Here is a 20,580-nt window from a genome sequence, read left to right on the forward strand (position 1 = left end):
CGGATCTCCACGGGCAAGGGCAGGTCGGAATGCTGGAACAGTGCCTCAGAGGGCCTTGTCGACGACATGATCCTCCAGTTCCTCGACGTCGGCCTCGCTGACCGTCCAGCCTCGCGTGGACTGACCCGCCTCGTGAACCGTCTCACGGCTGCCCGAGACGAGATAATGCCAGGCGGGGAGAGGCTGGCCTTCCGAGCGCAGCCGATAAGCGCAGCTCTCCGGTAGCCAATCCAGCTTCCCGATGCTGTTCCGGCTCAGGACCACGCAGTCGGTCACCCGGCTCTTGCGATGCGCATAGTCCGTGCAGCGCCCGTTGCGCCGGTCGAGCAAGGCGCAGGCGACGTTGGTCGGGTAGATGAGGCCAGTCTCCTCATCCTCTAGCTTGTGGAGGCAGCAACGGCCGCAGCCGTCACACAGCGCTTCCCACTGACCGCGGTCGAGTTCGGCGAGGGGTCTCTCCCAGAAAGGCTTCACATCGGCCATGACAAGTTCAGACATGCTTTGCTATCGGCACGCATTCAAGGACACCGGGGACAAAAGGGTTCGGAATATGAAGCGCTTCGGATGGGTGGTGCTTGCGGCAGCGGCTGTTTCGACGGCTTCGCCCGTGCTCGCGCAATCCTACGTCTCGGACGCCGAGCCGTTCATCAGCGCCGTCAAATCCCGCGATGGCGACAAGGCGACGCAGCTGGTGAACGACCGGCCGACGGTCCTCAACACGCGAAACGCCAAGGGCGAGACTGCGCTGAATATCGTCATCGCCCGCAGCGATGAGCTCTGGACGCAATTCCTTCTCGGCAAGGGTGCAGACCCGAACTTTGCCGCGTCGAACGGCGACACGCCGCTCATCACGGCGGCGCGCGTTGGATTCCTGCCGGCTATGGACCTGTTGTTCCAGTTGGGCGTCAAGGTCGATACAGCGAACAAGATGGGCGAGACGCCGCTGATCGTCGCAGTCCAGCAGCGCGAGCTGGAGGCCGTGAAGCTTCTTCTCGCGCATGGCGCCGACCCAGACCGGAAGGACAGCGCGGCAGGCTATTCGGCGCGCGATTATGCCAAGCGTGACAATCGTTCCCGCGACATTCTGAACGCGATCGAAGCGGCGAAGAAACCCGCGTCGAAACCCAAGTCCGACGACCTGAACAGCTTCAAGCTCTAGAAGTCGTCCCCGAGGCTCGGATCGATCTGCGCCGAGAGGCGGCGCGCGGCCCGCCGCGCAAAGCGTAGCAGCTCGGACTTCCGACGCGCGGGCGGAAGCGGCCGCTGCACCGCGTCGCGCACCAGCACTGCGTCGTAACGGTCGGCGACGATAAGGCCCGCTTCGTTGGGAAGGAATCTCTCCGCCTCGCAATGATGCGCCAGCTCGGGCGGGACCGCCCAGAAGAAGCGGTCGCAATAGTCGAGATATTCCGTCCACTTCGCGTCCCCGAGCAGGTCGCTCTTGGCGACCTTGATCTCTACGATCGTGAGCGCGCCCTTGCCGTCGATCGCCATCATGTCGGCGCGACGGCCGTTCGCGAGCGGCACTTCGCAGATGGCGAACAGGTCCTGGCGGCAGAACAGGCGAGTGACCCCGCGCGCGACCTCCGCGGCGATGGGAGGCGCGTCCTGGAAGCAGGGTCCGAGAATCGATTCGGGGGCTGTGCTCACCCCCGAAGGCTAGAACAGAATTAGAACGCCGCCTAGCGGTAGAAGACGTGATTGCCGATGGAGGCGACGCGCTTCAGGCGCCAGCCCGGCGACACACGCTTGGCGTGGAAGAACAGGGCATTGTTGGCCGCCGAGTCCTTCAGATCCTGGTCGACGATCTTGGCGATCGCGACCGCGGTCTGCCACTGGCGGCTGGCGCGCGGAACCGAGGGAAGCGAACGGCCGTGGACGAAGCTGAACTGCCCACGCTGGAAAAGCACGCCGCAATAGGTCGACGGGAAACGGCCGTTCGAATTGGCGCGGTTCGCGATCACCTGGCCGACGGCCAGCTGACCCGCGAGCGGCTCGCTCTTGGATTCGAAATAGATGCCGACCGCCAGGCACTCGACCTCGTGACTGCCCGCATCCGCGCTGCGGAATTGCTCGACCAGCGACGGCAGGTCGCCCGTCGGCTTGGCGGGAGTCGCTTGAACGTCGGCGGTAGAGTCAGTGTCGGGAGTAACGACCGGGTCGTTCGACACCGGCAGAGCAGGATATTCGATTCTATCGGGCTCAACGATCTTCGGAAGCGAAGCGCTCGTTGCGGCGATGAGGGGTTCAGAGCTCGGGCCAACCTGGGCCGGAGCAACCGAGCTTCCGCTTACCGCGGCGAAGATCAGCAGTGCCGATCGAAGCGATACCAACATAATTTCCGGACAAACTGCGGTTAGCCCCCTTGAGGACGCACAAACTCACGCTCGAAACACGGCGTATTGCGTCTAAGGTTGCTCCCCGTCTTGCGTGGCATCTCCTCCGGCTAATCCCGGTTGGAGGATGCCCCCCGCTCTGTGCTTGTCCTAGGTTTTGGGCCGGTCGGGCTCAGGGTCAACCCGGAGGCATCGTTTCAGCGATGAATCGTTCCGGGTCCGCGATATCTAGTTCAATTAACCAAAAATCCGCGTCAAACCGCGCTTTTTTGCGGACCAGTTCGTCGAGAGAATCGGAACCAGCTGTTTCAGGGAACTTCTTGAAGACCCACTGATACGTGAAATCCGGCCCGAGCTCGCGTTCCAGCAGGCCGTGAACCTCGCCCCTGCAACGCAGGATCAGCGTCAGCGCCCCGCGATCCGGATCGCCCTTCTTGAGCACCGCAGCGAACCCGCCCTGGGCCTCCGCGCGGCGCCGGATCGCAGCCGCCTCGACATGAGCCGGCAGCCGGTCGGTCATCAGCCCGCGTAGCCCGCGAGACTACTGAGTGCGATGTGCGACCGCAGGAAGGTTCCCGTGCCGCGCGCGGCTTCCTCCCCATCCGGACCGATGATGTGGGCGTCGGCGATCAGGACTCGCCGGCGGCCGCTGATCCAGCGGCCTTCGGCAATCGCCTGCCCGGCCCGCATAGGCCGCGTGAAGTGCAGGTTGAACGCGGTCGTCAGGAGAAAGCGGTCGCTGATGAGGCTGTTCGCCGCATAGAAGGCCGCGTCGTCCAGCATCTTGAAATAGAGAGTGCCGTGGGCCGCATTGGCGGCGTGGAAGCTCCCCTCGTCGACTTTGAACCGGATTCGCGCGGTCCCGGCGCCGGTGATCTCGATGTCCGAGTCGAATTGCCGGTTCACCGGAGCCGAACGATAAAGTGCTTCGAGACGGCGGAAGTGCGCCTCCGCCCCAGTCGCCGCCAATTCGTCAGGCGGCGTCGCGCTCATCGGCCCCCATGAGCACGGCGGCGAGCGCGTCGCGGCTTCGCGCGCCGCGCATCTTCTCCAGCGTGGGCGCGTGGCGAGTCACCCGGCTGATCGAGGCCAGCGCTTTCAAATGCTCGGCCCCCGCGTCGGGCGGCGAGAGCAAAAGGAAGACCAGGTCCACCTTCTGCCCGTCGATCGCCTTGTAATCGATCGCCTCCGAGAGCCGGACAAACAGGCAGTAGATCCGGTTGATCCCCTCGATCTTTCCATGCGGGATCGCGACGCCGTGGCCAAAGCCGGTCGACCCAAGCCGCTCACGTTCCGTGACGCTCGACAGGATCTCGCCGGAATCGACGCCCAGGCGCTGTGCCGCCAGCTGCGAAAGCTGCTGCAGGAGCGCACGCTTGTTTCCCCCCGAGAGGGAGGCCTTGATCGCGTCGAAATCGAGAAAATCCGAAAGCTGCATGTCAACTCAACCAACAGAATGCGGCGGCGCGCCGCATTAGAGACCGTTACACGAAATCACAATTGGGTCAGCGGTCCTGGGGTTCAACCCAGCCGATGTTTCCGTCCTCGCGGCGATAGATCATGTTCAATTCGCCTGTGCCACTGTTCTTGAACATCAGCGCGCTGGTGTTGCGCAGGTCCATGAGCATGACCGCATCGGAAACACTCGCCTCGGGAATGTCGACGCGCGTTTCCGCAACAATCGCCGGGGCCGTCCCCTCATCCTCGTCGGCGTCCTCCTGTTGAGGCGCGAAGATCGTATAGCCGGCGTTCTCGATGAGCGCGTCGGCGCCGTTGCCCTTATGCTCGCGCAGACGCTTTGCGTAACGCCGAAGCTGGGTCTCGATCTTATCGGCTGCAGCTTCGAAGGCGATGTCGGATTTTTGCGCACGGTGGTGCGCCTTGAGGACGACGCCGTTCGTCACCGGCGCCACGATATCGCAGATGAAGTCGTTCTGGGGCCCCGGACTGAATGTCACGTTGGCCGCAACAGCGCGGGAAAAATACTTGTCCGCAATGGATTCCATGCGACCGATTGCCTGGTCGCGCAGCGAGTCAGCAACATCCTGCTGATGGCCCGTCACCCGTACGTCCACCTGAGCTAGCCCTCCTTCCTTGGCTGGCGCGGACCGGAGGGTTCGCGCCGCTACTGGCGTTGACCAGCGCCTCAGACAGCGGGGGCGAAGCGCTCCCACAAAGGGCTGGTCAATCGTGCGATAAACGCACGATGCCGCTCCAGTTCCTCCGCGCTCGCGAAATGCGGACGCGGAACGCGAGGCTCGCGGACGCTCACGGTACGCCCGCTGACCCTGACTTCGCCGGGGTCCGTGTCGGCGACGAGGCCGAGGCCGATCTGACGGCCGCCGGTAAGCTCAACATACACCTGCGCAAGCAGCTGTGCATCCAGAAGAGCCCCATGTTTTACGCGCAGGCTGCGGTCGACCCCGAAGCGCGTGCACAACGCATCCAGGCTGTGCTTGGCGCCCGGATGCCTGGTTCGAGCGAGCACGAGCGTATCGACCATCCGGCTCATGCACACGACGGGCCGACCGCAAAGCTGCAGCTCGTAATTGAGGAATCCGAAGTCGAACGTGGCGTTGTGGGCGACGAGCGGCGCATCGGCGATGAAGTCGAGCAGCTCCTCGACCTTCTCCGCAAAAAGAGGCTGAGCGGAGAGGAAGATCGTCGAAAGGCCGTGAACGGCCTCCGCTTCGGACGGCATCGAGCGTTCGGGATTGAAGTAAGCGTGGAAATGCCGGCCGGTCTCGACGCGGTTGATCATCTCGATGCAGCCGATTTCGACCATGCGGTCGCCCGTCGCCGGATTCAGCCCGGTGGTTTCCGTATCGAAGACGATCTCGCGCAACACCCTTACCCCTAAGGGAATCTATCGCTCTGCGGGGATTTCCAGACAAGCGAGAATTTCCCGGACTTGGCTTTCAGTTGTGGATAGGTCGCCGCTCGTGTCGATCACTAAATCCGCGCGCCGGCGCTTCTCCGCGTCGGGCATCTGGCGGGCAAGAATCGCCTCAAGCTTATCCGGAGTCATGCCGGGCCGGCGAAGGACGCGATCGCGCTGCACCTCCTCGGGAGCCGAAACGACTATCACCTTGTCGAAGACCTCGCCCCCGCCAGTCTCGAACAGCAGCGGAATGTCGAACAGCAGCGCCGGGGCATCGCGATGATCAAGGATGAAACGTGTTCGGGCCGCGTGTACGAGCGGGTGGACGAGGGCCTCCAATGCATGGAGCTCTGCGGGTGCGCCAAGCACTGCGCGTGCAAGCGCTTCGCGATCGAGAGCGCCATCGCTGACCGTGCCTGCGAACCGCTCGCCGATCGCCGCGATGAGATTCGGATCGTTGGCCCGGAGGTCGCGGACGACTGCGTCGGCATCGAACACCGGCACGCCTGCGCGCTCGAACATGTCGGCTACGGTCGACTTGCCCATGCCGATCGAGCCAGTGAGTGCCAGGCGGATCACAGATTGCCCTCAGCAAAAGTGACGTCATGCCGTCGTGACGTCACGATGGTAGAACTCCTCTCTCGCGAAGCGCGCCGAGAAGCGGGATCAGCGGCATTCCGAGAATTGTGAAATAGCTGCCGTCGATTTGCTCGAAAAGTTGCACGCCGCGGCCCTCCATCCGGAACACCCCCACGCAATAGCCGACGTCCGGCCATTCCGCATCGAGATAGGATTCGATGAAGTCCTCCGAAAGCGGCCGCACCTGCAGGCGGGCGGTATCGACGTGGCTCCAGTCGCATAGACCATCGCGAGCCAGAGCAACCGCGCTGGTCAGGATCATCGACTGGTCCGAAAACAGGCGAAGATGCTCTACAGCGTTCACGCGGTCCCGCGGCTTGTCGAAGATCCGTCCGCCGACGGACACGACGCTGTCGCTTCCGATGACCCATTCGCCCGGCCGCGCAACGCTTACGGCGATCGCCTTCTGCCTTGCCAGCTCGCCCGCGATTTCCTCCGCAGTGCTCAGCCGCGCCTTCGCGGCACCTTCGTCGACATCCGGCTTGATCGCGATATGCTCGACGCCTGCATCCTCGAGCATGGTCCGGCGGATGGCACTTCCGGAGGCAAGGATTAGCGGCAAAGGACAATCCTGTGGAAAAGACCCTGCGAGGTCCTAGCGCCAGGATGGGGAGCGGCTCAACTCGCCACTTGTCCGACATCCGTTTCGGACCTTCCCAAGATTCATCCACGGAGCCCGGATTCCATCCCCAGCCTGTGAATCATGGGCAACAGCCGGTGCGACTCGCGGATTCGCCTTGGGAGCGCGATTCCGCGGCTTGTTGGCAAATTCGGGAGCCGCGCCTAAACCCCGCGTCCCGCCTGCCAACAACATCATCAGTCTTCTAAGATTCTTATATATAAGGAGAGTAAGAGGGTGGCCTCGAGCCCGAATGAGCGGTCCGACGGCGCGTTGGCGCGCAAGCCCATGCTTGCCGTGCTCAGCGGTGAACGCGTCAGCCCTCCTCCCGTATGGATGATGCGCCAGGCCGGCCGGTATCTCCCTGAGTATCGCCAGCTGCGAGCGGACAAGGGCAGCTTCCTCGACCTCGTCTATGACAGCGACGCCGCGGCGGAAGTGACGCTGCAGCCGCTGAAGCGCTTTCCCGAGCTCGACGCCGCGATCCTCTTCTCGGACATCCTCATCGTTCCGTTTGCGCTCGGCCAGAACCTGAGCTTCGTCGCCGGTGAGGGGCCCCGCCTGACGCCCCCGCTGAGCACCGCAGCGCTCGAGGACCTGACGCCCTACCTTACGCGCCTCGATCCGATCTACGAGACGGTGCGCAAGGTGAAGGCAGCGCTGGATCCTTCGAAGACGCTCATCGGCTTTGCCGGCGCGCCCTGGACCGTCGCGACGTACATGGTCGCGGGGCAGGGCAGCCGCGACCAGTCGGAAACGCGCCGCCTCGCCTACGCCGATCCGGGGCGCTTCCACGCGATCGTCGACCGGATCGTCGACGTGACCCTGGATTATCTCGCCGGGCAGATTGAGGCGGGCGCGGAAGCAGTGCAGATCTTCGACAGCTGGGCAGGCAGCTTGGCGCCGGCCGAGTTCGAGAGCTGGGTCATCGCTCCCACTGAGAAGATCATCTCCGCGCTGAAGAGGCGGCATCCGCACGTGAAGATCATTGGCTTCCCCAAGGGCGCCGGCGGCAAGCTACCGGCCTATGCTCGTGAAACCGGCGTTCACGCGATCGGCGTGGACGAGACCGTCGATCCCGTCTGGGCGGACCGCGATTTGTCGGACGGCCTGCCTGTCCAGGGCAATCTTGATCCGTTGGCCCTGCTCTCAGGCGGCGAACGCCTAACGGAAGCCGTCCAGCGCATCCTTGACGCGTTCGCGAACCGGCCGCACATCTTCAATCTGGGGCACGGGATTCTTCAGGAAACTCCGATCGCGAATGTCGAGCAGATGCTTGCCGCAGTGAAGGGCCGCGCATGAGCCAGTTCGCCGGTTTTCTCGGTGCCGCTTACCCCTGGGTGAAGGCTGCGCACGTCACCTTCGTCATCTTCTGGGTGGCGGGTCTGTTCATTCTCCCGCGCTTCTATGTCTATCATCACGAGACTTCGCCCGGTTCGGCCGAGGACCGCGCCTGGACCGAGCGTGAGGACCGCGTCCGCACCATCATCCTGACGCCTTCGATGATCATCGTTTGGGTCCTGGGCCTGCTGCTGGCGTTCCATTTGGCCGCCTTCGGTCAGCATTGGCTCAGCGCGAAGCTTCTCTTCGTTGTCGGATTGACCGGTTACCAGGGCTGGCTGGGCTCTTACGGCCGCCGGCTCGCCGCAGGGCATCGTCCGCTCGACAACAAGACGCTGCGCATCATGAACGAACTCCCGGGGGTCGCCGCCGCGATCATCGTCGTCCTGGTCATCGTAAAGCCGTTCTGACGCCGCGGAGCATTGACTCAGGGCATTGCAAAACATACCTCGGCGGCGACGGCTGAATCGGCCAGTTCCACTTTCCCGCCGATGAACCGTTTGTCCCGGATGAGGCGTCCTGCCCATCCCGCGCTTTTTGACTAAAGCTACTCTTCTTCACCTTCGTCCGAAGCGACATGCCAAATGCATCTCAAAGATCTCAAGAAACAGACCCCCGCTGAACTCGTCACCATGGCCGAGGAGCTCGGCGTCGAGGGGGCATCCACCCTGCGCAAGCAGGACCTCATGTTCTCCATCCTCAAGGTCCACGCTGAGACCGGCGCCGAAATCAACGGCTCCGGAACGATCGAAGTCCTCAACGACGGCTTCGGCTTCCTGCGCTCGCCCGAGGCCAATTATCTTGCCGGCCCTGACGACATCTATGTCGCGCCGAGCGTGGTTCGCCGCTTCGGCCTGCGCACCGGCGACACGGTCGAGGGCGAGATTCGCGCTCCCAAGGAAGGCGAGCGCTACTTCGCACTCACCAAGGTCAGCCAGATCAATTACGACGATCCCGAGGCGGTCCGCCACCGCGTCAATTTCGACAACCTCACGCCGCTCTATCCGGATTCCAAGCTCGAGCTCGACCCCAAGGATCCGACAATCAAGGACAAATCGGCGCGCGTGATCGACATCGTCGCACCGCTCGGCAAGGGCCAGCGCGCGCTCATCGTCGCTCCTCCGCGGACCGGCAAGACGGTTCTTCTGCAGAATATCGCCCGGTCGATCACCGCCAATCATCCGGAGGTCTTCCTGATCGTGCTGCTCATCGACGAGCGGCCCGAGGAAGTGACCGACATGCAGCGCTCGGTGCAGGGCGAAGTTGTCAGCTCGACGTTCGACGAGCCCGCGTCCCGCCACGTCCAGGTCGCGGAGATGGTCATCGAAAAGGCCAAGCGCCTCGTCGAGCACAAGAAGGATGTCGTCATCCTTCTCGACTCCATCACCCGCCTCGGCCGCGCCTACAACACGGTCGTTCCGAGCTCCGGCAAGGTGCTGACCGGCGGCGTCGACGCCAATGCGCTGCAGCGGCCGAAGCGGTTCTTCGGCGCCGCGCGCAACATCGAGGAAGGTGGATCGCTGTCCATCATCGCTACCGCGCTGATCGATACCGGATCGAAGATGGACGAAGTCATCTTCGAAGAGTTCAAGGGCACCGGCAACAGCGAAATCGTCCTCGACCGGAAGGTTGCCGACAAGCGCATCTTCCCGTCGCTGGACGTCGGCAAGTCCGGCACCCGCAAGGAAGAGCTGCTGGTCGATCAGGGCGTGCTGTCGAAGATGTGGGTCCTGCGCCGCATCCTCATGCAGATGGGCACGGTCGACGCGATGCAGTTCCTCCTCGACAAGATGAAGGACGCCAAGTCCAACGAGGACTTCTTCGCCTCGATGAACCAGTAAGCTGAGCCGGCACACCGACGCGCTTCACGCGTGTCGGTGCGTGGCTCGAATGGTGCCAAGGAGCGTTCTCGGTTCTTCCATGCTCAGCGGGTTCAGCTTCTCCAGCATTGCGACCGCCGGCGGACTGGCCAAGCTCGGCCAGATCATCGTCGGCGACCTCACCATGGCCGGCGACAATGTCGTCATCATGGGCTCGCTCGCATCCGGCCTTCCGGAAAGGGATCGCAGGCGCGTCCTGATGCTGGGCGTCGGGATGGCGCTGGCTTTCCTGATCATCTTCGCCGTGCTCGCGACGCAGCTGTTGAAGATCACGGGCCTGGTCTTCGCGGGCGGTCTGCTGCTGCTCTGGGTCGCCTACAACATGTGGACGGAGCTGCATCCGCGCGAGGCCGTGATCGCGGACGATCCGGACACTGCGGAAGTCGAAGGCCCTACGCGGTCCAAGACGTTCCTGCAGGCCGCGATCCAGATCACGATCGCCGACCTCAGCATGAGCCTCGACAACGTGCTCCTCGTGGCCTCGATCGCGCGCGAGAATCCTGCGCTCCTCGTCGTCGGCCTGACCTTCTCGGTGCTCTTCATGGGCTTTGCGGCGAATTACGTCGCGCGCCTGATCCAGCGTTATCACTGGATCAATTACATCGGCCTCGCCGTCATTCTCTACGTCGCGTGCAACATGATCTACGACGGCTGGGTCGGCGGTGAGCACGTCCTTGGCTTGAGAAACGTTCTCGGCTTCATCTAAGCGGAACAAATTCCGCGGCTCGCACTTGGGCCAGGTAACTGGCGCCGCCCGAGGGGGACGAATTGCTCATACTCTTGCAGACGACGCTTGCGGCGGTAGCCGCTCACTACGGCGCGCCCGCCAATATCTGGGGCGCGATCGTCAACGACTTCTCGAACATCACCGAGCCGACCGCATTTGCAGCGTTCCTGCAGGTTCTGATGATCGACCTGGTGCTCGCCGGCGACAATGCGATCGTCGTTGGTGCGCTAGCGGCGGGCCTGACCGCGGACCAACGGCGGAAGGTCATCCTCATCGGCGTGCTTGCGGCTCTCGTGCTGCGCATAATTTTCGCGCTGATTGTCACCCAACTGCTTCAAATTATTGGACTAATCCTTGTAGGCGGACTGCTTCTGCTATGGGTCGCCTGGAAGATGTGGCGTGAGCTTCGCCACCACGGCGAATCCGCTGGCTCCGATGAAATCGTCGGAGACGAGCATTCCGGGCTGAGGCCGGCGCGGAGCTTCGGCTCTGCGGTCTGGGCCGTCGCCGTGGCCGACGTTTCCATGAGCCTGGACAACGTGCTGGCGGTCGCTGGCGCCGCTCGTGACCATCCCGGCATCCTGATTGTGGGCTTGGTCTTCGCGGTCATCCTGATGGGCGTCGCGGCCAATCTCATTGCCCGCTACATCGAGCGCTACCGCTGGATCGGTTATGTCGGCCTGCTAGTGATCCTCTACGTGGCCGCGAAGATGATCTACGACGGATGGGTGCATCCCGAGGTCGGGCTGGGCAGGCTGTTCGCCTGAGCTCCCAGCTGCGCTAAGCGCGGCGTGTGAGCATCGACACAATCTTCGCCCTTTCGAGCGGCCGCCCGCCGGCGGCGGTGAGCGTCATCCGCGTCAGCGGGCCGCTGGCCCATGCGGCGGGGCTGCAGCTCGCCGGATCACTGCCTGCAGCTCGGCAAGCTGCCCTGCGCACGCTCAGGGGAGAGGATGGCGGCATCCTCGATGATGCGCTCGTGCTGCGGTTCGATGGGCCTGCAAGCTCGACTGGCGAGGACGTGGTCGAGGTTCAGTGTCACGGGGGTAGGGCAGTCGTTGATGCTATACTCGGAGCGCTGGAGCAGATCGCTGGCCTGCGCGGGGCCCGACCGGGAGAATTCACGCGGCGCGCTTTCGAGAATGGCCGCATCGATCTCACCGAGGCGGAAGGCCTGGCCGACCTCATCGAAGCCGAGACCGAGTCTCAGCGAAAGGCGGCGCTCACACTGGCGGAAGGCGGCCTCAGGCGACAGGTCGAACAGTGGCAGGAGCGGTTGCTCCAGCTCTCTGCACGCTCCGAGGCAGCCATCGATTATGCCGACGAGGACGATGTCGGTATCGACCCGGCGCTGATCAGCGATTGCGCGGCTCTAGCGGCCGACTTGTCCGCTTGGCTTGAGCGCCCTCGGGTCGAGCCCCTGAAGGATGGCGTACGCGTCGTGGTCGCGGGCCCACCGAATGCCGGAAAATCCAGTCTTATCAATGCGATCGCCGGACAGGAGCGGGCAATCGTCACCGATATCCCGGGCACGACGCGCGATCACATCGAAGTTCCGCTCTCCCTGGGCGGAGTACCGGTCCTACTGACGGACACCGCGGGTTTGAGGGAGACGGAAGAGCCTGTCGAGCGCATCGGTGTTGAGCGGTCGCAGGTGCTGGTCCAGGCCGCGGATGTATTGCTCTGGTTGGGTGAGCCCGATCAGGCGCCGGTGCATCGACGCCTCATCCGTTTGCATCCGCGAGCCGACCAGTCTGGGCGGACCGCTGGACCGCCTGATACGCTGGCTGTCTCAGCGAAGACCGGCCTGGGTCTTGGCACATTGCTTGAGCAAACTGCGGAGCTCGCGCGGTCTGTTTTGCCGGCCGAAGACGCCGTCGCACTCAATCGCCGCCAGGCTCGCCATCTCGCCGAAGCCCGAGATGCTGTTGCAGCGGTTCAGACGGTTGATGACTTCGTGCTAGTTGCCGAACAACTGCGCGCAGCTCGAAGCGCGTTCGACCGCCTCACTGGACGTGCCGGAGTGGAAGACGTCCTGGACGCGCTCTTCGGCCGCTTCTGCTTGGGTAAGTGATGTTTCACGTGAAACATCGCGAGTCGTCTCAGACGATTTCCAGCGCAGCCGAAATCAACTAAGCGCCTGCCGATGTTCGACGTTCTCGTGATCGGTGCCGGCCATGCCGGGTGCGAAGCTGCGGCCGCCGCGGCTCGCCGCGGTGCGCGCGTGGGGCTGGTCACTTTCCGATCTGAGGACATCGGGCAGATGTCGTGCAATCCGTCCATCGGCGGAGTGGGTAAGGGGCACCTCGTGCGCGAGCTGGACGTTTTCGACGGCCTGATGGCTCGCGCCGCTGATCGCGCGGTGATCCATCGGCGCATGCTCAATCGGAGCAAGGGGCCTGCGGTCCAAGGACCGCGGTTCCAAGCCGACCGCAAGCTCTACCGCGCCGCCATGGCACAGCTGATGGCGGAGAGCGGCGTCGAGATCATCGTGGCGGAGGCCACCTCGATGCGCACTGATGGCGGGCGCCTTACCGGCCTTGAGACCAGCGGCGGCACCCTCGATTGCCGTGCGCTTGTCATCGCGACCGGCACATTCCTTGATGCGCGCATCTTCGTCGGTGAGGAGATCCGCGAGGGCGGTCGCCGAGGCGAGCAGGCTTCCGTCGCACTTGGTCAGCAGGTCCGGGAGATTGGCCTGGCGCAGGGGCGGCTAAAGACGGGTACACCGCCACGTCTCGACGGTCGCACCATCGATTGGTCAAAGCTGGAGCCGCAGCCCAGCGATCAAGATGCTTGGACGATGTCCGCCCTCGATGATGGGTGCCGCATCCCACAGCTCGCCTGCGCCGTTGGACGGACGAATGCCCGGACGCACGAGATCATTAGCTCCAACTTCGATCGGTCGCCGCTGTTTGCGGGTGCGATCGAGGGCAGGGGGCCGCGTTATTGCCCGTCAATCGAGGATAAGGTCAGGCGCTTCGCCGATCGGGACGGCCATCAGATCTTCCTGGAGCCCGAGGGCCTGGACGACCATCTCGTCTATCCCAATGGCATATCCACGTCGTTGCCGGCGGACGTGCAGCTCGACTTCGTTCGGAGCGTAGAAGGACTGGAGCGCGTCGAGATCGTACGGCCGGGCTACGCTGTGGAGTATGAGTTCGTCGATCCACGCCGCTTGAGATGGACACTAGAGGCTCGCGACCTCGAGGGTCTGTTTCTGGCGGGCCAGATCAACGGGACCACTGGCTATGAAGAGGCGGCTGCGCAGGGCCTGGCCGCCGGATTGAACGCCGCGGCCCACGCTCGCGACTTGGAGCCCGTCACCTTCGACCGCCGCACAAGCTACATCGGGGTGATGATCGACGACCTCACCTTGCAGGGCGTCAGCGAGCCCTATCGCATGATGACCGCGCGGGCTGAGTATCGGCTCGCCCTTCGCGCGGACAACGCGACAACGCGTTTGGGGGCGGCGGTGCTTGAAGCGGGCTGCGTGTCTGAACTCAGGCATATGGCGATAACAGAGCACTTCGAGCGACGCTCCAGCCAGGATTGGTCGAGCACCGGGGAAGGGCAAGCGGACGCGCTTTATGCCCCATACGTTGAGCGCCAAGAGCGGGAGTGGGCCGCCGTCCAGCGTGACACGCGCGTCGCGATCCCACCGGCGCTCGATTTCGCTTCTGTCCCAGGAATCTCGACGGAGATGGCTGAGCGTCTGGAGGCAGCGCGTCCGGAGACGCTGGACCAAGCATCCCGCATAAGAGGGGTGAGTCCCGCCGCCCTTTCGGCGCTGTACGTCGCCGCATCTCGCCGGGCCGCATGATCGAGCGCCTCTCGGCCGCCGCCGGCCGCGATGTTTCACGTGAAACATTCGAGCGACTGAAGGCTTATGCGAACCTTCTCCGTGAAGGTGCCGCGGAGCAGAACCTGATCGCTCTTTCGACGCTCGACACCCTCTGGGAACGCCACATCCTCGACTCCGCGCAGCTCGCACGGTTTGAGCCCTTTGCCGGCGCATCATGGGCAGACGTGGGTTCCGGAGCCGGCCTGCCCGGGGTCGTGCTCGCACTTCTAACGGAAGGGCCGATCACCCTGATCGAGCCGCGCCGTCTCCGCGCGGACTTCCTTCAGCACACCATTGAAGCGCTTGGCATCGCCGGTCGTGTGGAGGTGAAGCCCACGAAAGTGGAGCGAGTCGAGGGCAAGTTCGATGTCATCACCGCCCGCGCCGTCGCCAATATGAGCAAAATGCTGCAACTTTCCCAACATCTGTCCACAAGAAAAACCGTGTGGGCGCTTCCGAAGGGGCGGGGGGCGCTTGCGGAACTGGCCGAGGCGCAACGGGCGTGGCAAGGTGTGTTTCACGTGGAACAGAGCGTTACCGACGTTGATTCGTTCATCATCGTCGGCACCGGGGTGAGGGAAAAGACGCGATGATGAGGGTAGCGATCGCGAACCAGAAGGGTGGGGTCGGCAAAACCACCACGGCAATCAACTTGGCTACGGCGCTGGCGGCGATCGGCTGGAAGGTGCTGCTGGTCGACCTGGATCCACAGGGCAACGCATCCACCGGCTTGGGCGTGGGGCACGCTGGGCGCGAGCATACCAGCTACGACGTGCTGATCGGCAATGCGTCGCTCGGGGATAGCGTCGTGCAGACCCGCGTGCCTCGGCTGGAACTGCTCCCGGCCACGATGGACCTCTCCGGTGCTGAAGTTGAGCTCGTTTCCTTGACGGATCGCGCTCGCCGCCTCGAGCGCGCCCTCGATTCTGTGGGGTCAGGGCGGTGGGACATTTGTCTGATTGACTGCCCGCCCTCGCTTGGCCTCCTCACGGTCAACGCGCTGGTTGCGGCTAAGCATCTGCTTGTTCCTCTGCAGTGCGAGTTCTTTGCCTTGGAGGGTTTGAGTCAGCTGTTGCAAACGGTTGAGCGAATTCGCCTGGGTTTCAATCCGGATCTGCAGATCCTGGGCGTGGCGCTGACGATGTTCGACCGCAGGAACAAGCTCTCTCAACAGGTCGCAGACGACGTTCGAGCATGCCTCGGGCGGGCTGTCTTCGAGACGGTCGTGCCGCGCAATGTGCGCCTGTCCGAGGCTCCAAGCCACGGGCTTCCGGCGCTCATCTATGATCTCCGCTGTTCAGGCTCGGAGGCATACGTCCGCCTCGCACGTGAGCTGATGGCCCGTCTGCCGCGCGAGGCGGTTGCCGCATGAGCGCGAACAAGCCCAACTCCGGCCTCGGGCGTGGATTGCAGGCCTTGCTCGGCGAGGCGGCTGTTCCGGTCGCCGGCCAAGATGGTCCGGCTCCGCGGCCGGGGGGAGTTCGCGAAATTGAAATCGGACGCATTCGCCCGAATCCGGACCAGCCGCGTGTCCAGTTCACGGAGGAGGCGATCGACGAGCTAGCCGACTCCATTACGCAGCGCGGTGTGCTGCAGCCGATTTTGCTTCGCCCGCATGGCGAAGGATTTGAAATCGTAGCGGGCGAACGGCGCTGGCGCGCAGCGCAGCGGGCGAGGCTGCATACCATTCCCGCGATCGTGCGAGAGATCGACGATGCGACGACGGCCGAGATCGCGCTGATCGAGAACATCCAGCGCGAGGACCTGAACGCTATCGAAGAGGCCGAGGGCTATCGCCAGCTCATAGAAAAGCATCATCATACCCAAGACGGTGTTGCCAAGCTGGTCCACAAGTCGCGCAGCCACGTAGCCAACCTCTTGAGGTTGTTGGATCTTCCTGAGTTCGTCCGCCAATCGCTCTTGCGAGGCGATATCAGTATGGGTCACGCGAGGGCCGTTGCTACCGCTCCCGACCCGGACGAACTGACGAGGGAAATCGTCGCCAAGGGCCTTTCAGTCCGTCAGGCCGAAGCGCGAGCCCGCAAGGGAAAGCCCGGTGCCAGCACCGGCGTCGTTCGCGCGACTGGTTCGAGCGCGAAGATGCCGATCGATGCAGATCTGCTCGCGCTGGAACGTCAGCTCGGCGACATGCTCGGCCTGCGCGTCCAGGTGGCGCACAATGGGTCGAAGGGCACGGTCACACTAAATTACAGCAGCCTCGACCAGCTCGACATGATTTGCCAGCGGCTCAGCGGCGAGCCCATTTAGCTTCAGCGGCGTCGAGCCTGACGCGCGATCGTTAGGAGCTCTTCGCCTAGCGCTTCGCCTTCTGGGGGAGCGTCGCCTCGCATGAGGCTTCGCTCAAGAGCCCCGGCTCGTTCGGAAACTCGTGCCAGACCAGTTGAATCCCACATTCCCAACAACTTCTCGACCAAGGGTTTTTGCTTCCAGAACAAAGCCTTGCCTAATGACGTCATGACGGCTTGAGGGCTCTCGCCGGCGTCCACTCGCGTTCTCAGCGGAGCGAGCATCAAAAGTCTTCGCTGGAGCGACCGGAGCACGGGGATCGCGTGGTTGCCGCTCGTTTGAAGCCGAGCCAGTTCGTTAGAAAGGCCGCGGACGTCGCCGGAAAGCGCGAGATCGCCAATCTCCGAAAAATCGCCGCCCATGTCCGCTCCCACAGCGTCGAGAGCCTGTGCGTCCAAGTCCTTCGGCACTTCCGGCGAAGCATTGAGATACAGTGCGAGCTTCGAAAGCTCCGCGGCCATCATTCTGCGATCATTTGCGCAACTTTGCGCAATTCGCGCAGCGACACCCTGCTGCGGACGAAGGCCTTCCGTCCGAGCCATCTCGACAACAAGGCGTTCGGCATCGCGGGCGTCCAGCTCATAGGAGATTTGAGACAGAGCCAGCGGATGAGCGTCGGCCAGCTTCATAAGCGCCGAACTCTTCGACAACTTGCCGGCGATGGCGACGACCGGACTTTCCGCTGCGGCCGCCTCGAGCAGGGCCTCGACTGCAGGAACGACGTCCTCGGTTGCGGGCTGCACCCAGATAACCTTCGCGCCCCCGAACATGTCGATGGCACCCGCTTCGTCGGCCAGCAGAGCGGGATCGCCGCGCAGTACGCCTGGGGCAACGGACTGCTTGGAGGCCTTCAGCGCGGAGACAAGCCGCTCACCCAAGGCACTCGACTGCGCCTCATCGTCGCCGTGAAAGAGATAGAAGCGGATCCTGGGATCGGGCTCGTCGACCGAGCGGCCGATGCTGCCCTTCGCGGACTTCACCGGGCCTGCTGCGTTCGCGTCGCAAAAAGGCCGAGGCGCGAAATGATCTGGTCTGAGACGACTTCGGAAAGCCGCTCGGCCGCAGTCTGCTCGGCGGCAACGGTGGCATATTGTGAGCTGACGACGTCGATACCCGCGTCCGAGCCAGCGGTCGCGTCGAGCACGACCTGGCCGGTGCTTAGCTCGACCAGCTGGTACCGCGCACGCAGAGTCCTGCGCTCGCGCGTCACGGCACGGTCGCCGCGGATCCCGAGGCCGATGATGCTGTCGTCGAGAGTCACGTCGAGACGGTAGCGAGCCGTCGAAGCTTCGCCCGTCGCCATTCGCTCCTTGAGATTGTTGTAGACCAGCCAGCCGACCTGGCCCTCGATCGGCGCCACCGTGATTTCCGACAAGGTGGTTGCGACCGTCCCGCCCGAACCACCCGCATAAAGCGGTTGCAGCTGACAGCCGGAGAGGAAAAGCGCGGCCGCTGCGAAGGCGAGCGCCTGCTTCATGCGACGATGTTCACCAGCCGGTCGGGCACGACGATCACCTTGCGCGGCGCATTGCCGCCCAGCTGACGCTGCACCTTTTCAGACCCGAGCGCGAGCGCTTCGGCAGCGGCACGGTCGAGACCACGAGGGGCATTCAGCGTGTCGCGTAGCTTGCCGTTGATCTGGACCGCGAGCGTGACTTGATCGTCGACAAGCATCGACGGGTCGAACGCCGGCCATGCCGCGTCCACGACCATACCCTGCTCGCCCAGCGCGACCCAAGCTTCCTCCGCCAGGTGCGGTGCCGCAGGCCCTGTAAGCTTGACCAGCGTACGAATCGCTTCCGACCGTGTCTTCGACGGCTTGGACTTTTCGATCGCGCTGGTGAGCTCATAGAGCTGCGCGACGGCCTTGTTGAACTGTAGCCCTTCGAGCGCTTCGCCGACCGCCGCGACGGTGCGGTGCACCTTGCGGCTGAGCGCTTCGTCGACGCCTTCGGCGGCCTGGTCCGTCGAGGCCAACCGCCACACGCGCTGGACGAAGCGGGATGCGCCCTCGATTCCGCCTTCAGACCATTCTAGGTCGCGCTCGGGCGGACTGTCGGACAACATGAACCAGCGTACGGCGTCGGCGCCGTAGCGAGCAACGATCGGCTCGGGGTCGATCGTATTGCGCTTGGACTTGGACATTTTCTCGACACGGCCCGGCGTCACCGCCTTGCCGCTTTCGATGTGAATCCAGTCGTCGCCGTCGCGCTTGACCTCGTCGGGGCTCAGCCAGCTGCCGTCGCCTGCACGATAGGTTTCGTGCGTCACCATGCCCTGCGTGAAGAGACCCTTGAACGGCTCGCTCATGCCGAGCCGACCGATGCGATTCAGCGCGCGGGTCCAGAAGCGGGCGTAGAGCAGGTGCAGAATCGCATGCTCTACGCCGCCGATGTATTGATCGACGGGAAGCCATTGCTCGACCTCGCTACGATCGTAAGGGCGGTCCTCGGGCTCGCTGGCGAAGCGGATGAAATACCAGCTCGAATCCACGAACGTGTCGAGCGTGTCGGTTTCCCTGAGCGCGGTACCGCCGCAGGAGGGGCAGCTGACCTTCCGCCAGCCTTCGTGGCGATCGAGAGGGTTGCCAGGCTGATCGAAAGCGACGTCCTCCGGCAGCACGACCGGAAGCTGGTCGCGAGGCACAGGGACTGCGCCGCAGGACTCGCAATGGATGATCGGGATGGGCGTGCCCCAGTAGCGCTGGCGCGATACTCCCCAATCGCGCAGGCGGTAGGTCGTCGTTCCCTTGCCCCATCCGCCGGTCTCTGCCCGCCGGATGACCTCGGCGGTCGCCTGCTCGGTGGTGAGGCCGTTGAGGAAGCTGGAGTTGACCGCGATGCCATCCATAGGTTCGGCCTCGCCGACGATCGGCTGGCCCGCCTCTTCCGCGCTCGCCGCGACGACGCGCTTGATCGGCAGCTTGTACTTCGTCGCGAACTCGTAGTCGCGCTGGTCGTGGCCTGGCACGCCGAAGATGGCGCCGGTCCCGTATTCCATCAGCACGAAGTTCGCGATGTAGACGGGCAGGCGCCAGTCCGGATCCAAGGGGTGCACGGCCTTCAGGCCCGTGTCGAAGCCCTTCTTCTCCGCGGTTTCGATTTCGGCCGCGCTGGTTCCTCCGCGCCGGCAGTCGGCGATGAACTCGGCCACCTTGGGATCGCGTGCGGCGAGCGCTTCGGCGATCGGATGCGTCGGCGCAATTGCGACGAAGCTGGCGCCGAAGATCGTGTCCGGGCGCGTCGTGAAAACCTCGACCTGGTCGGTGCCCTCGATGGCTTCGGCAAGGCGGAATCGGAACTGCAGGCCGCGGCTCTTGCCGATCCAGTTCTCCTGCATCAGCTTGACCTTGTCGGGCCAGTTCTCGAGCTCACCGAGGCCCTGAAGCAGGTCCTCTGCGAAGTCGGTGATCTTCAGGAACCATTGGGAGAGGCGACGCCGTTCGACGGGCGCGCCGGAGCGCCATCCCCTGCCGTCGATCACCTGCTCGTTGGCAAGCACGGTGCAGTCGACGGGGTCCCAATTGACCTCGCTTTCCTTGCGATAGACGAGGCCCGCGTCGAACAGGTCGAGGAAGAGCGCCTGCTCATGGCCGTAATAGTCGGGCTCGCAGGTCGCGAGCTCACGGCTCCAGTCCAGGGCGAAGCCCAGGCGCTTCAGCTGGGCGCGCATGGTAGCGATGTTCTGCCGGGTCCACTCGCCGGGATGAACGCCGCGCTCCATGGCCGCATTTTCCGCGGGCATTCCGAACGCGTCCCAGCCCATCGGGTGAAGGACCTCGCGTCCCTGCATCCGGCGGTAGCGGGCCAGCACGTCGCCCATCGTGTAGTTGCGAACATGGCCCATGTGGATGCGCCCCGATGGATAGGGGAACATCTCGAGCACGTAGGTCTTGGGCTTCGCGCTGGACGTGTCGGCGGCAAAGCACTGCTGCTCGTCCCACCGTGCCTGCCAGCGGACGTCCGCAACGGCCGGATCGAAGCGGCCGGTCATAGTCGGGCCCCTA

Annotated in this window: 24 protein-coding genes; 11 read left to right on the top strand and 13 right to left on the bottom strand. The window is 64.0% G+C overall.

From position 1 onward, the window contains the following. Positions 1–45: 45 nt before the first annotated feature. Complete coding sequence (locus LZ016_RS12165) at positions 46–498, bottom strand: YcgN family cysteine cluster protein (protein ID WP_241447733.1); 453 nt, start codon at positions 496–498, stop codon at positions 46–48. Between the two features lie 52 nt (positions 499–550). Between LZ016_RS12165 and LZ016_RS12170 the strand changes: the two genes are divergently transcribed. Then, entirely contained in the window at positions 551–1,159 is a 609-nt protein-coding gene (locus tag LZ016_RS12170; protein ID WP_241447734.1) for an ankyrin repeat domain-containing protein, read from the top strand. Here LZ016_RS12170 and LZ016_RS12175 read toward each other — a convergent pair. The 9 genes from LZ016_RS12175 to LZ016_RS12215 all read right to left on the bottom strand — a co-directional run bounded on the left by LZ016_RS12175 (position 1,156) and on the right by LZ016_RS12215 (position 6,418). Beyond that, positions 1,156–1,650: an MmcB family DNA repair protein gene (locus LZ016_RS12175; RefSeq protein WP_436286366.1), complete on the bottom strand. Its 495-nt coding sequence runs from the start codon at positions 1,648–1,650 to the stop codon at positions 1,156–1,158. The two genes, LZ016_RS12170 and LZ016_RS12175, sit on opposite strands and share 4 nt — an antisense overlap. A gap of 32 nt (positions 1,651–1,682) precedes the next feature. Then, the gene (locus tag LZ016_RS12180; RefSeq protein WP_241447735.1) at positions 1,683–2,336 is read right to left on the bottom strand and encodes a cell wall hydrolase; all 654 of its coding nucleotides are present in this window, start codon (positions 2,334–2,336) and stop codon (positions 1,683–1,685) included. Positions 2,337–2,514: 178 nt separating this feature from the next. Beyond that, complete coding sequence (locus tag LZ016_RS12185; RefSeq protein ID WP_241447736.1) at positions 2,515–2,856, bottom strand: DUF1491 family protein; 342 nt, start codon at positions 2,854–2,856, stop codon at positions 2,515–2,517. Continuing rightward, complete coding sequence (locus LZ016_RS12190) at positions 2,856–3,329, bottom strand: PaaI family thioesterase (RefSeq protein ID WP_241447737.1); 474 nt, start codon at positions 3,327–3,329, stop codon at positions 2,856–2,858. Before LZ016_RS12190 ends, LZ016_RS12185 begins: the two co-directional genes overlap by 1 nt. Then, on the bottom strand, positions 3,310–3,774 hold the full coding sequence (locus LZ016_RS12195) for a PTS sugar transporter subunit IIA (protein ID WP_241447738.1): 465 nt from the start codon (positions 3,772–3,774) through the stop codon (positions 3,310–3,312). Before LZ016_RS12195 ends, LZ016_RS12190 begins: the two co-directional genes overlap by 20 nt. Before the next feature lie 67 nt (positions 3,775–3,841). Next, complete coding sequence (locus tag LZ016_RS12200; RefSeq protein ID WP_241447739.1) at positions 3,842–4,411, bottom strand: ribosome hibernation promotion factor; 570 nt, start codon at positions 4,409–4,411, stop codon at positions 3,842–3,844. Positions 4,412–4,482: 71 nt separating this feature from the next. Beyond that, on the bottom strand, positions 4,483–5,181 hold the full coding sequence (gene dnaQ, locus LZ016_RS12205) for a DNA polymerase III subunit epsilon (RefSeq protein ID WP_241447740.1): 699 nt from the start codon (positions 5,179–5,181) through the stop codon (positions 4,483–4,485). Positions 5,182–5,202: 21 nt separating this feature from the next. Continuing rightward, positions 5,203–5,796 carry a dephospho-CoA kinase gene (gene coaE / locus LZ016_RS12210; protein WP_241447741.1) on the bottom strand — a complete coding sequence of 198 codons (594 nt, stop codon included), beginning with the start codon at positions 5,794–5,796 and terminating at the stop codon, positions 5,203–5,205. A 40-nt stretch (positions 5,797–5,836) separates the two neighbouring features. Then, positions 5,837–6,418 carry a Maf family protein gene (locus LZ016_RS12215; RefSeq protein ID WP_241447742.1) on the bottom strand — a complete coding sequence of 194 codons (582 nt, stop codon included), beginning with the start codon at positions 6,416–6,418 and terminating at the stop codon, positions 5,837–5,839. A 345-nt stretch (positions 6,419–6,763) separates the two neighbouring features. Between LZ016_RS12215 and hemE the strand changes: the two genes are divergently transcribed. The 10 genes from hemE (at position 6,764) to LZ016_RS12265 (ending at position 16,535) form a co-directional block, all read left to right on the top strand. Beyond that, entirely contained in the window at positions 6,764–7,777 is a 1,014-nt protein-coding gene (gene hemE, locus LZ016_RS12220) for a uroporphyrinogen decarboxylase (protein WP_241448368.1), read from the top strand. Continuing rightward, the gene (locus tag LZ016_RS12225; RefSeq protein ID WP_241447743.1) at positions 7,774–8,226 is read left to right on the top strand and encodes a CopD family protein; all 453 of its coding nucleotides are present in this window, start codon (positions 7,774–7,776) and stop codon (positions 8,224–8,226) included. The genes hemE and LZ016_RS12225 overlap by 4 nt, the downstream gene beginning before the upstream one ends. Before the next feature lie 174 nt (positions 8,227–8,400). Then, positions 8,401–9,657: a transcription termination factor Rho gene (gene rho, locus LZ016_RS12230; RefSeq protein ID WP_241447744.1), complete on the top strand. Its 1,257-nt coding sequence runs from the start codon at positions 8,401–8,403 to the stop codon at positions 9,655–9,657. Between the two features lie 79 nt (positions 9,658–9,736). Next, positions 9,737–10,402 (top strand): YjbE family putative metal transport protein, encoded by a 666-nt coding sequence (locus LZ016_RS12235; protein WP_241447745.1) that lies wholly within the window; start codon positions 9,737–9,739, stop codon positions 10,400–10,402. Between the two features lie 68 nt (positions 10,403–10,470). Continuing rightward, a complete protein-coding gene (locus LZ016_RS12240; RefSeq protein ID WP_241448369.1) occupies positions 10,471–11,190 on the top strand; it encodes a YjbE family putative metal transport protein in 720 nt (239 codons plus the stop codon). A gap of 26 nt (positions 11,191–11,216) precedes the next feature. Beyond that, entirely contained in the window at positions 11,217–12,497 is a 1,281-nt protein-coding gene (gene mnmE / locus LZ016_RS12245) for a tRNA uridine-5-carboxymethylaminomethyl(34) synthesis GTPase MnmE (protein ID WP_366512921.1), read from the top strand. A gap of 72 nt (positions 12,498–12,569) precedes the next feature. Continuing rightward, positions 12,570–14,246, top strand: coding sequence for a tRNA uridine-5-carboxymethylaminomethyl(34) synthesis enzyme MnmG (gene mnmG, locus LZ016_RS12250; protein WP_241447746.1), 1,677 nt, complete (start codon positions 12,570–12,572; stop codon positions 14,244–14,246). Then, entirely contained in the window at positions 14,243–14,860 is a 618-nt protein-coding gene (rsmG, locus tag LZ016_RS12255; protein WP_241447747.1) for a 16S rRNA (guanine(527)-N(7))-methyltransferase RsmG, read from the top strand. Before mnmG ends, rsmG begins: the two co-directional genes overlap by 4 nt. Beyond that, the gene (locus LZ016_RS12260) at positions 14,857–15,639 is read left to right on the top strand and encodes a ParA family protein (RefSeq protein ID WP_241447748.1); all 783 of its coding nucleotides are present in this window, start codon (positions 14,857–14,859) and stop codon (positions 15,637–15,639) included. Before rsmG ends, LZ016_RS12260 begins: the two co-directional genes overlap by 4 nt. After that, on the top strand, positions 15,636–16,535 hold the full coding sequence (locus tag LZ016_RS12265; protein WP_241447749.1) for a ParB/RepB/Spo0J family partition protein: 900 nt from the start codon (positions 15,636–15,638) through the stop codon (positions 16,533–16,535). The genes LZ016_RS12260 and LZ016_RS12265 overlap by 4 nt, the downstream gene beginning before the upstream one ends. A gap of 2 nt (positions 16,536–16,537) precedes the next feature. Here the strand turns inward: LZ016_RS12265 and holA are convergent, their stop codons facing one another. Genes holA through leuS form a run of 3 tightly spaced genes read right to left on the bottom strand, consistent with a single transcriptional unit; the run spans position 16,538 to position 20,567 of the window. After that, entirely contained in the window at positions 16,538–17,554 is a 1,017-nt protein-coding gene (gene holA / locus LZ016_RS12270; RefSeq protein ID WP_241447750.1) for a DNA polymerase III subunit delta, read from the bottom strand. Then, on the bottom strand, positions 17,551–18,051 hold the full coding sequence (lptE, locus tag LZ016_RS12275) for an LPS assembly lipoprotein LptE (protein ID WP_241447751.1): 501 nt from the start codon (positions 18,049–18,051) through the stop codon (positions 17,551–17,553). The genes holA and lptE overlap by 4 nt, the downstream gene beginning before the upstream one ends. Beyond that, complete coding sequence (gene leuS / locus LZ016_RS12280; protein WP_241447752.1) at positions 18,048–20,567, bottom strand: leucine--tRNA ligase; 2,520 nt, start codon at positions 20,565–20,567, stop codon at positions 18,048–18,050. Before leuS ends, lptE begins: the two co-directional genes overlap by 4 nt. Between the last annotated feature and the right edge of the window lie 13 nt (positions 20,568–20,580).

The organism is Sphingomonas telluris, from assembly GCF_022568775.1.
Taxonomy (GTDB): domain Bacteria; phylum Pseudomonadota; class Alphaproteobacteria; order Sphingomonadales; family Sphingomonadaceae; genus Sphingomicrobium; species Sphingomicrobium telluris.

What these genes read in the sequence shown, in the direction of transcription:
- LZ016_RS12165 (WP_241447733.1), bottom strand. Translation starts at nt 498, where the DNA reads ATGTCTGAACTTGTCATGGCCGATGTGAAGCCTTTCTGGGAGAGACCC.
- LZ016_RS12170 (WP_241447734.1), top strand. Translation starts at nt 551, where the DNA reads ATGAAGCGCTTCGGATGGGTGGTGCTTGCGGCAGCGGCTGTTTCGACG.
- LZ016_RS12180 (WP_241447735.1), bottom strand. Translation starts at nt 2,336, where the DNA reads ATGTTGGTATCGCTTCGATCGGCACTGCTGATCTTCGCCGCGGTAAGC.
- LZ016_RS12185 (WP_241447736.1), bottom strand. Translation starts at nt 2,856, where the DNA reads ATGACCGACCGGCTGCCGGCTCATGTCGAGGCGGCTGCGATCCGGCGC.
- LZ016_RS12190 (WP_241447737.1), bottom strand. Translation starts at nt 3,329, where the DNA reads ATGAGCGCGACGCCGCCTGACGAATTGGCGGCGACTGGGGCGGAGGCG.
- LZ016_RS12195 (WP_241447738.1), bottom strand. Translation starts at nt 3,774, where the DNA reads ATGCAGCTTTCGGATTTTCTCGATTTCGACGCGATCAAGGCCTCCCTC.
- hemE (WP_241448368.1), top strand. Translation starts at nt 6,764, where the DNA reads ATGCTTGCCGTGCTCAGCGGTGAACGCGTCAGCCCTCCTCCCGTATGG.
- LZ016_RS12225 (WP_241447743.1), top strand. Translation starts at nt 7,774, where the DNA reads ATGAGCCAGTTCGCCGGTTTTCTCGGTGCCGCTTACCCCTGGGTGAAG.
- rho (WP_241447744.1), top strand. Translation starts at nt 8,401, where the DNA reads ATGCATCTCAAAGATCTCAAGAAACAGACCCCCGCTGAACTCGTCACC.
- LZ016_RS12235 (WP_241447745.1), top strand. Translation starts at nt 9,737, where the DNA reads ATGCTCAGCGGGTTCAGCTTCTCCAGCATTGCGACCGCCGGCGGACTG.
- mnmG (WP_241447746.1), top strand. Translation starts at nt 12,570, where the DNA reads ATGTTCGACGTTCTCGTGATCGGTGCCGGCCATGCCGGGTGCGAAGCT.
- rsmG (WP_241447747.1), top strand. Translation starts at nt 14,243, where the DNA reads ATGATCGAGCGCCTCTCGGCCGCCGCCGGCCGCGATGTTTCACGTGAA.
- LZ016_RS12260 (WP_241447748.1), top strand. Translation starts at nt 14,857, where the DNA reads ATGATGAGGGTAGCGATCGCGAACCAGAAGGGTGGGGTCGGCAAAACC.
- LZ016_RS12265 (WP_241447749.1), top strand. Translation starts at nt 15,636, where the DNA reads ATGAGCGCGAACAAGCCCAACTCCGGCCTCGGGCGTGGATTGCAGGCC.
- lptE (WP_241447751.1), bottom strand. Translation starts at nt 18,051, where the DNA reads ATGAAGCAGGCGCTCGCCTTCGCAGCGGCCGCGCTTTTCCTCTCCGGC.
- leuS (WP_241447752.1), bottom strand. Translation starts at nt 20,567, where the DNA reads ATGACCGGCCGCTTCGATCCGGCCGTTGCGGACGTCCGCTGGCAGGCA.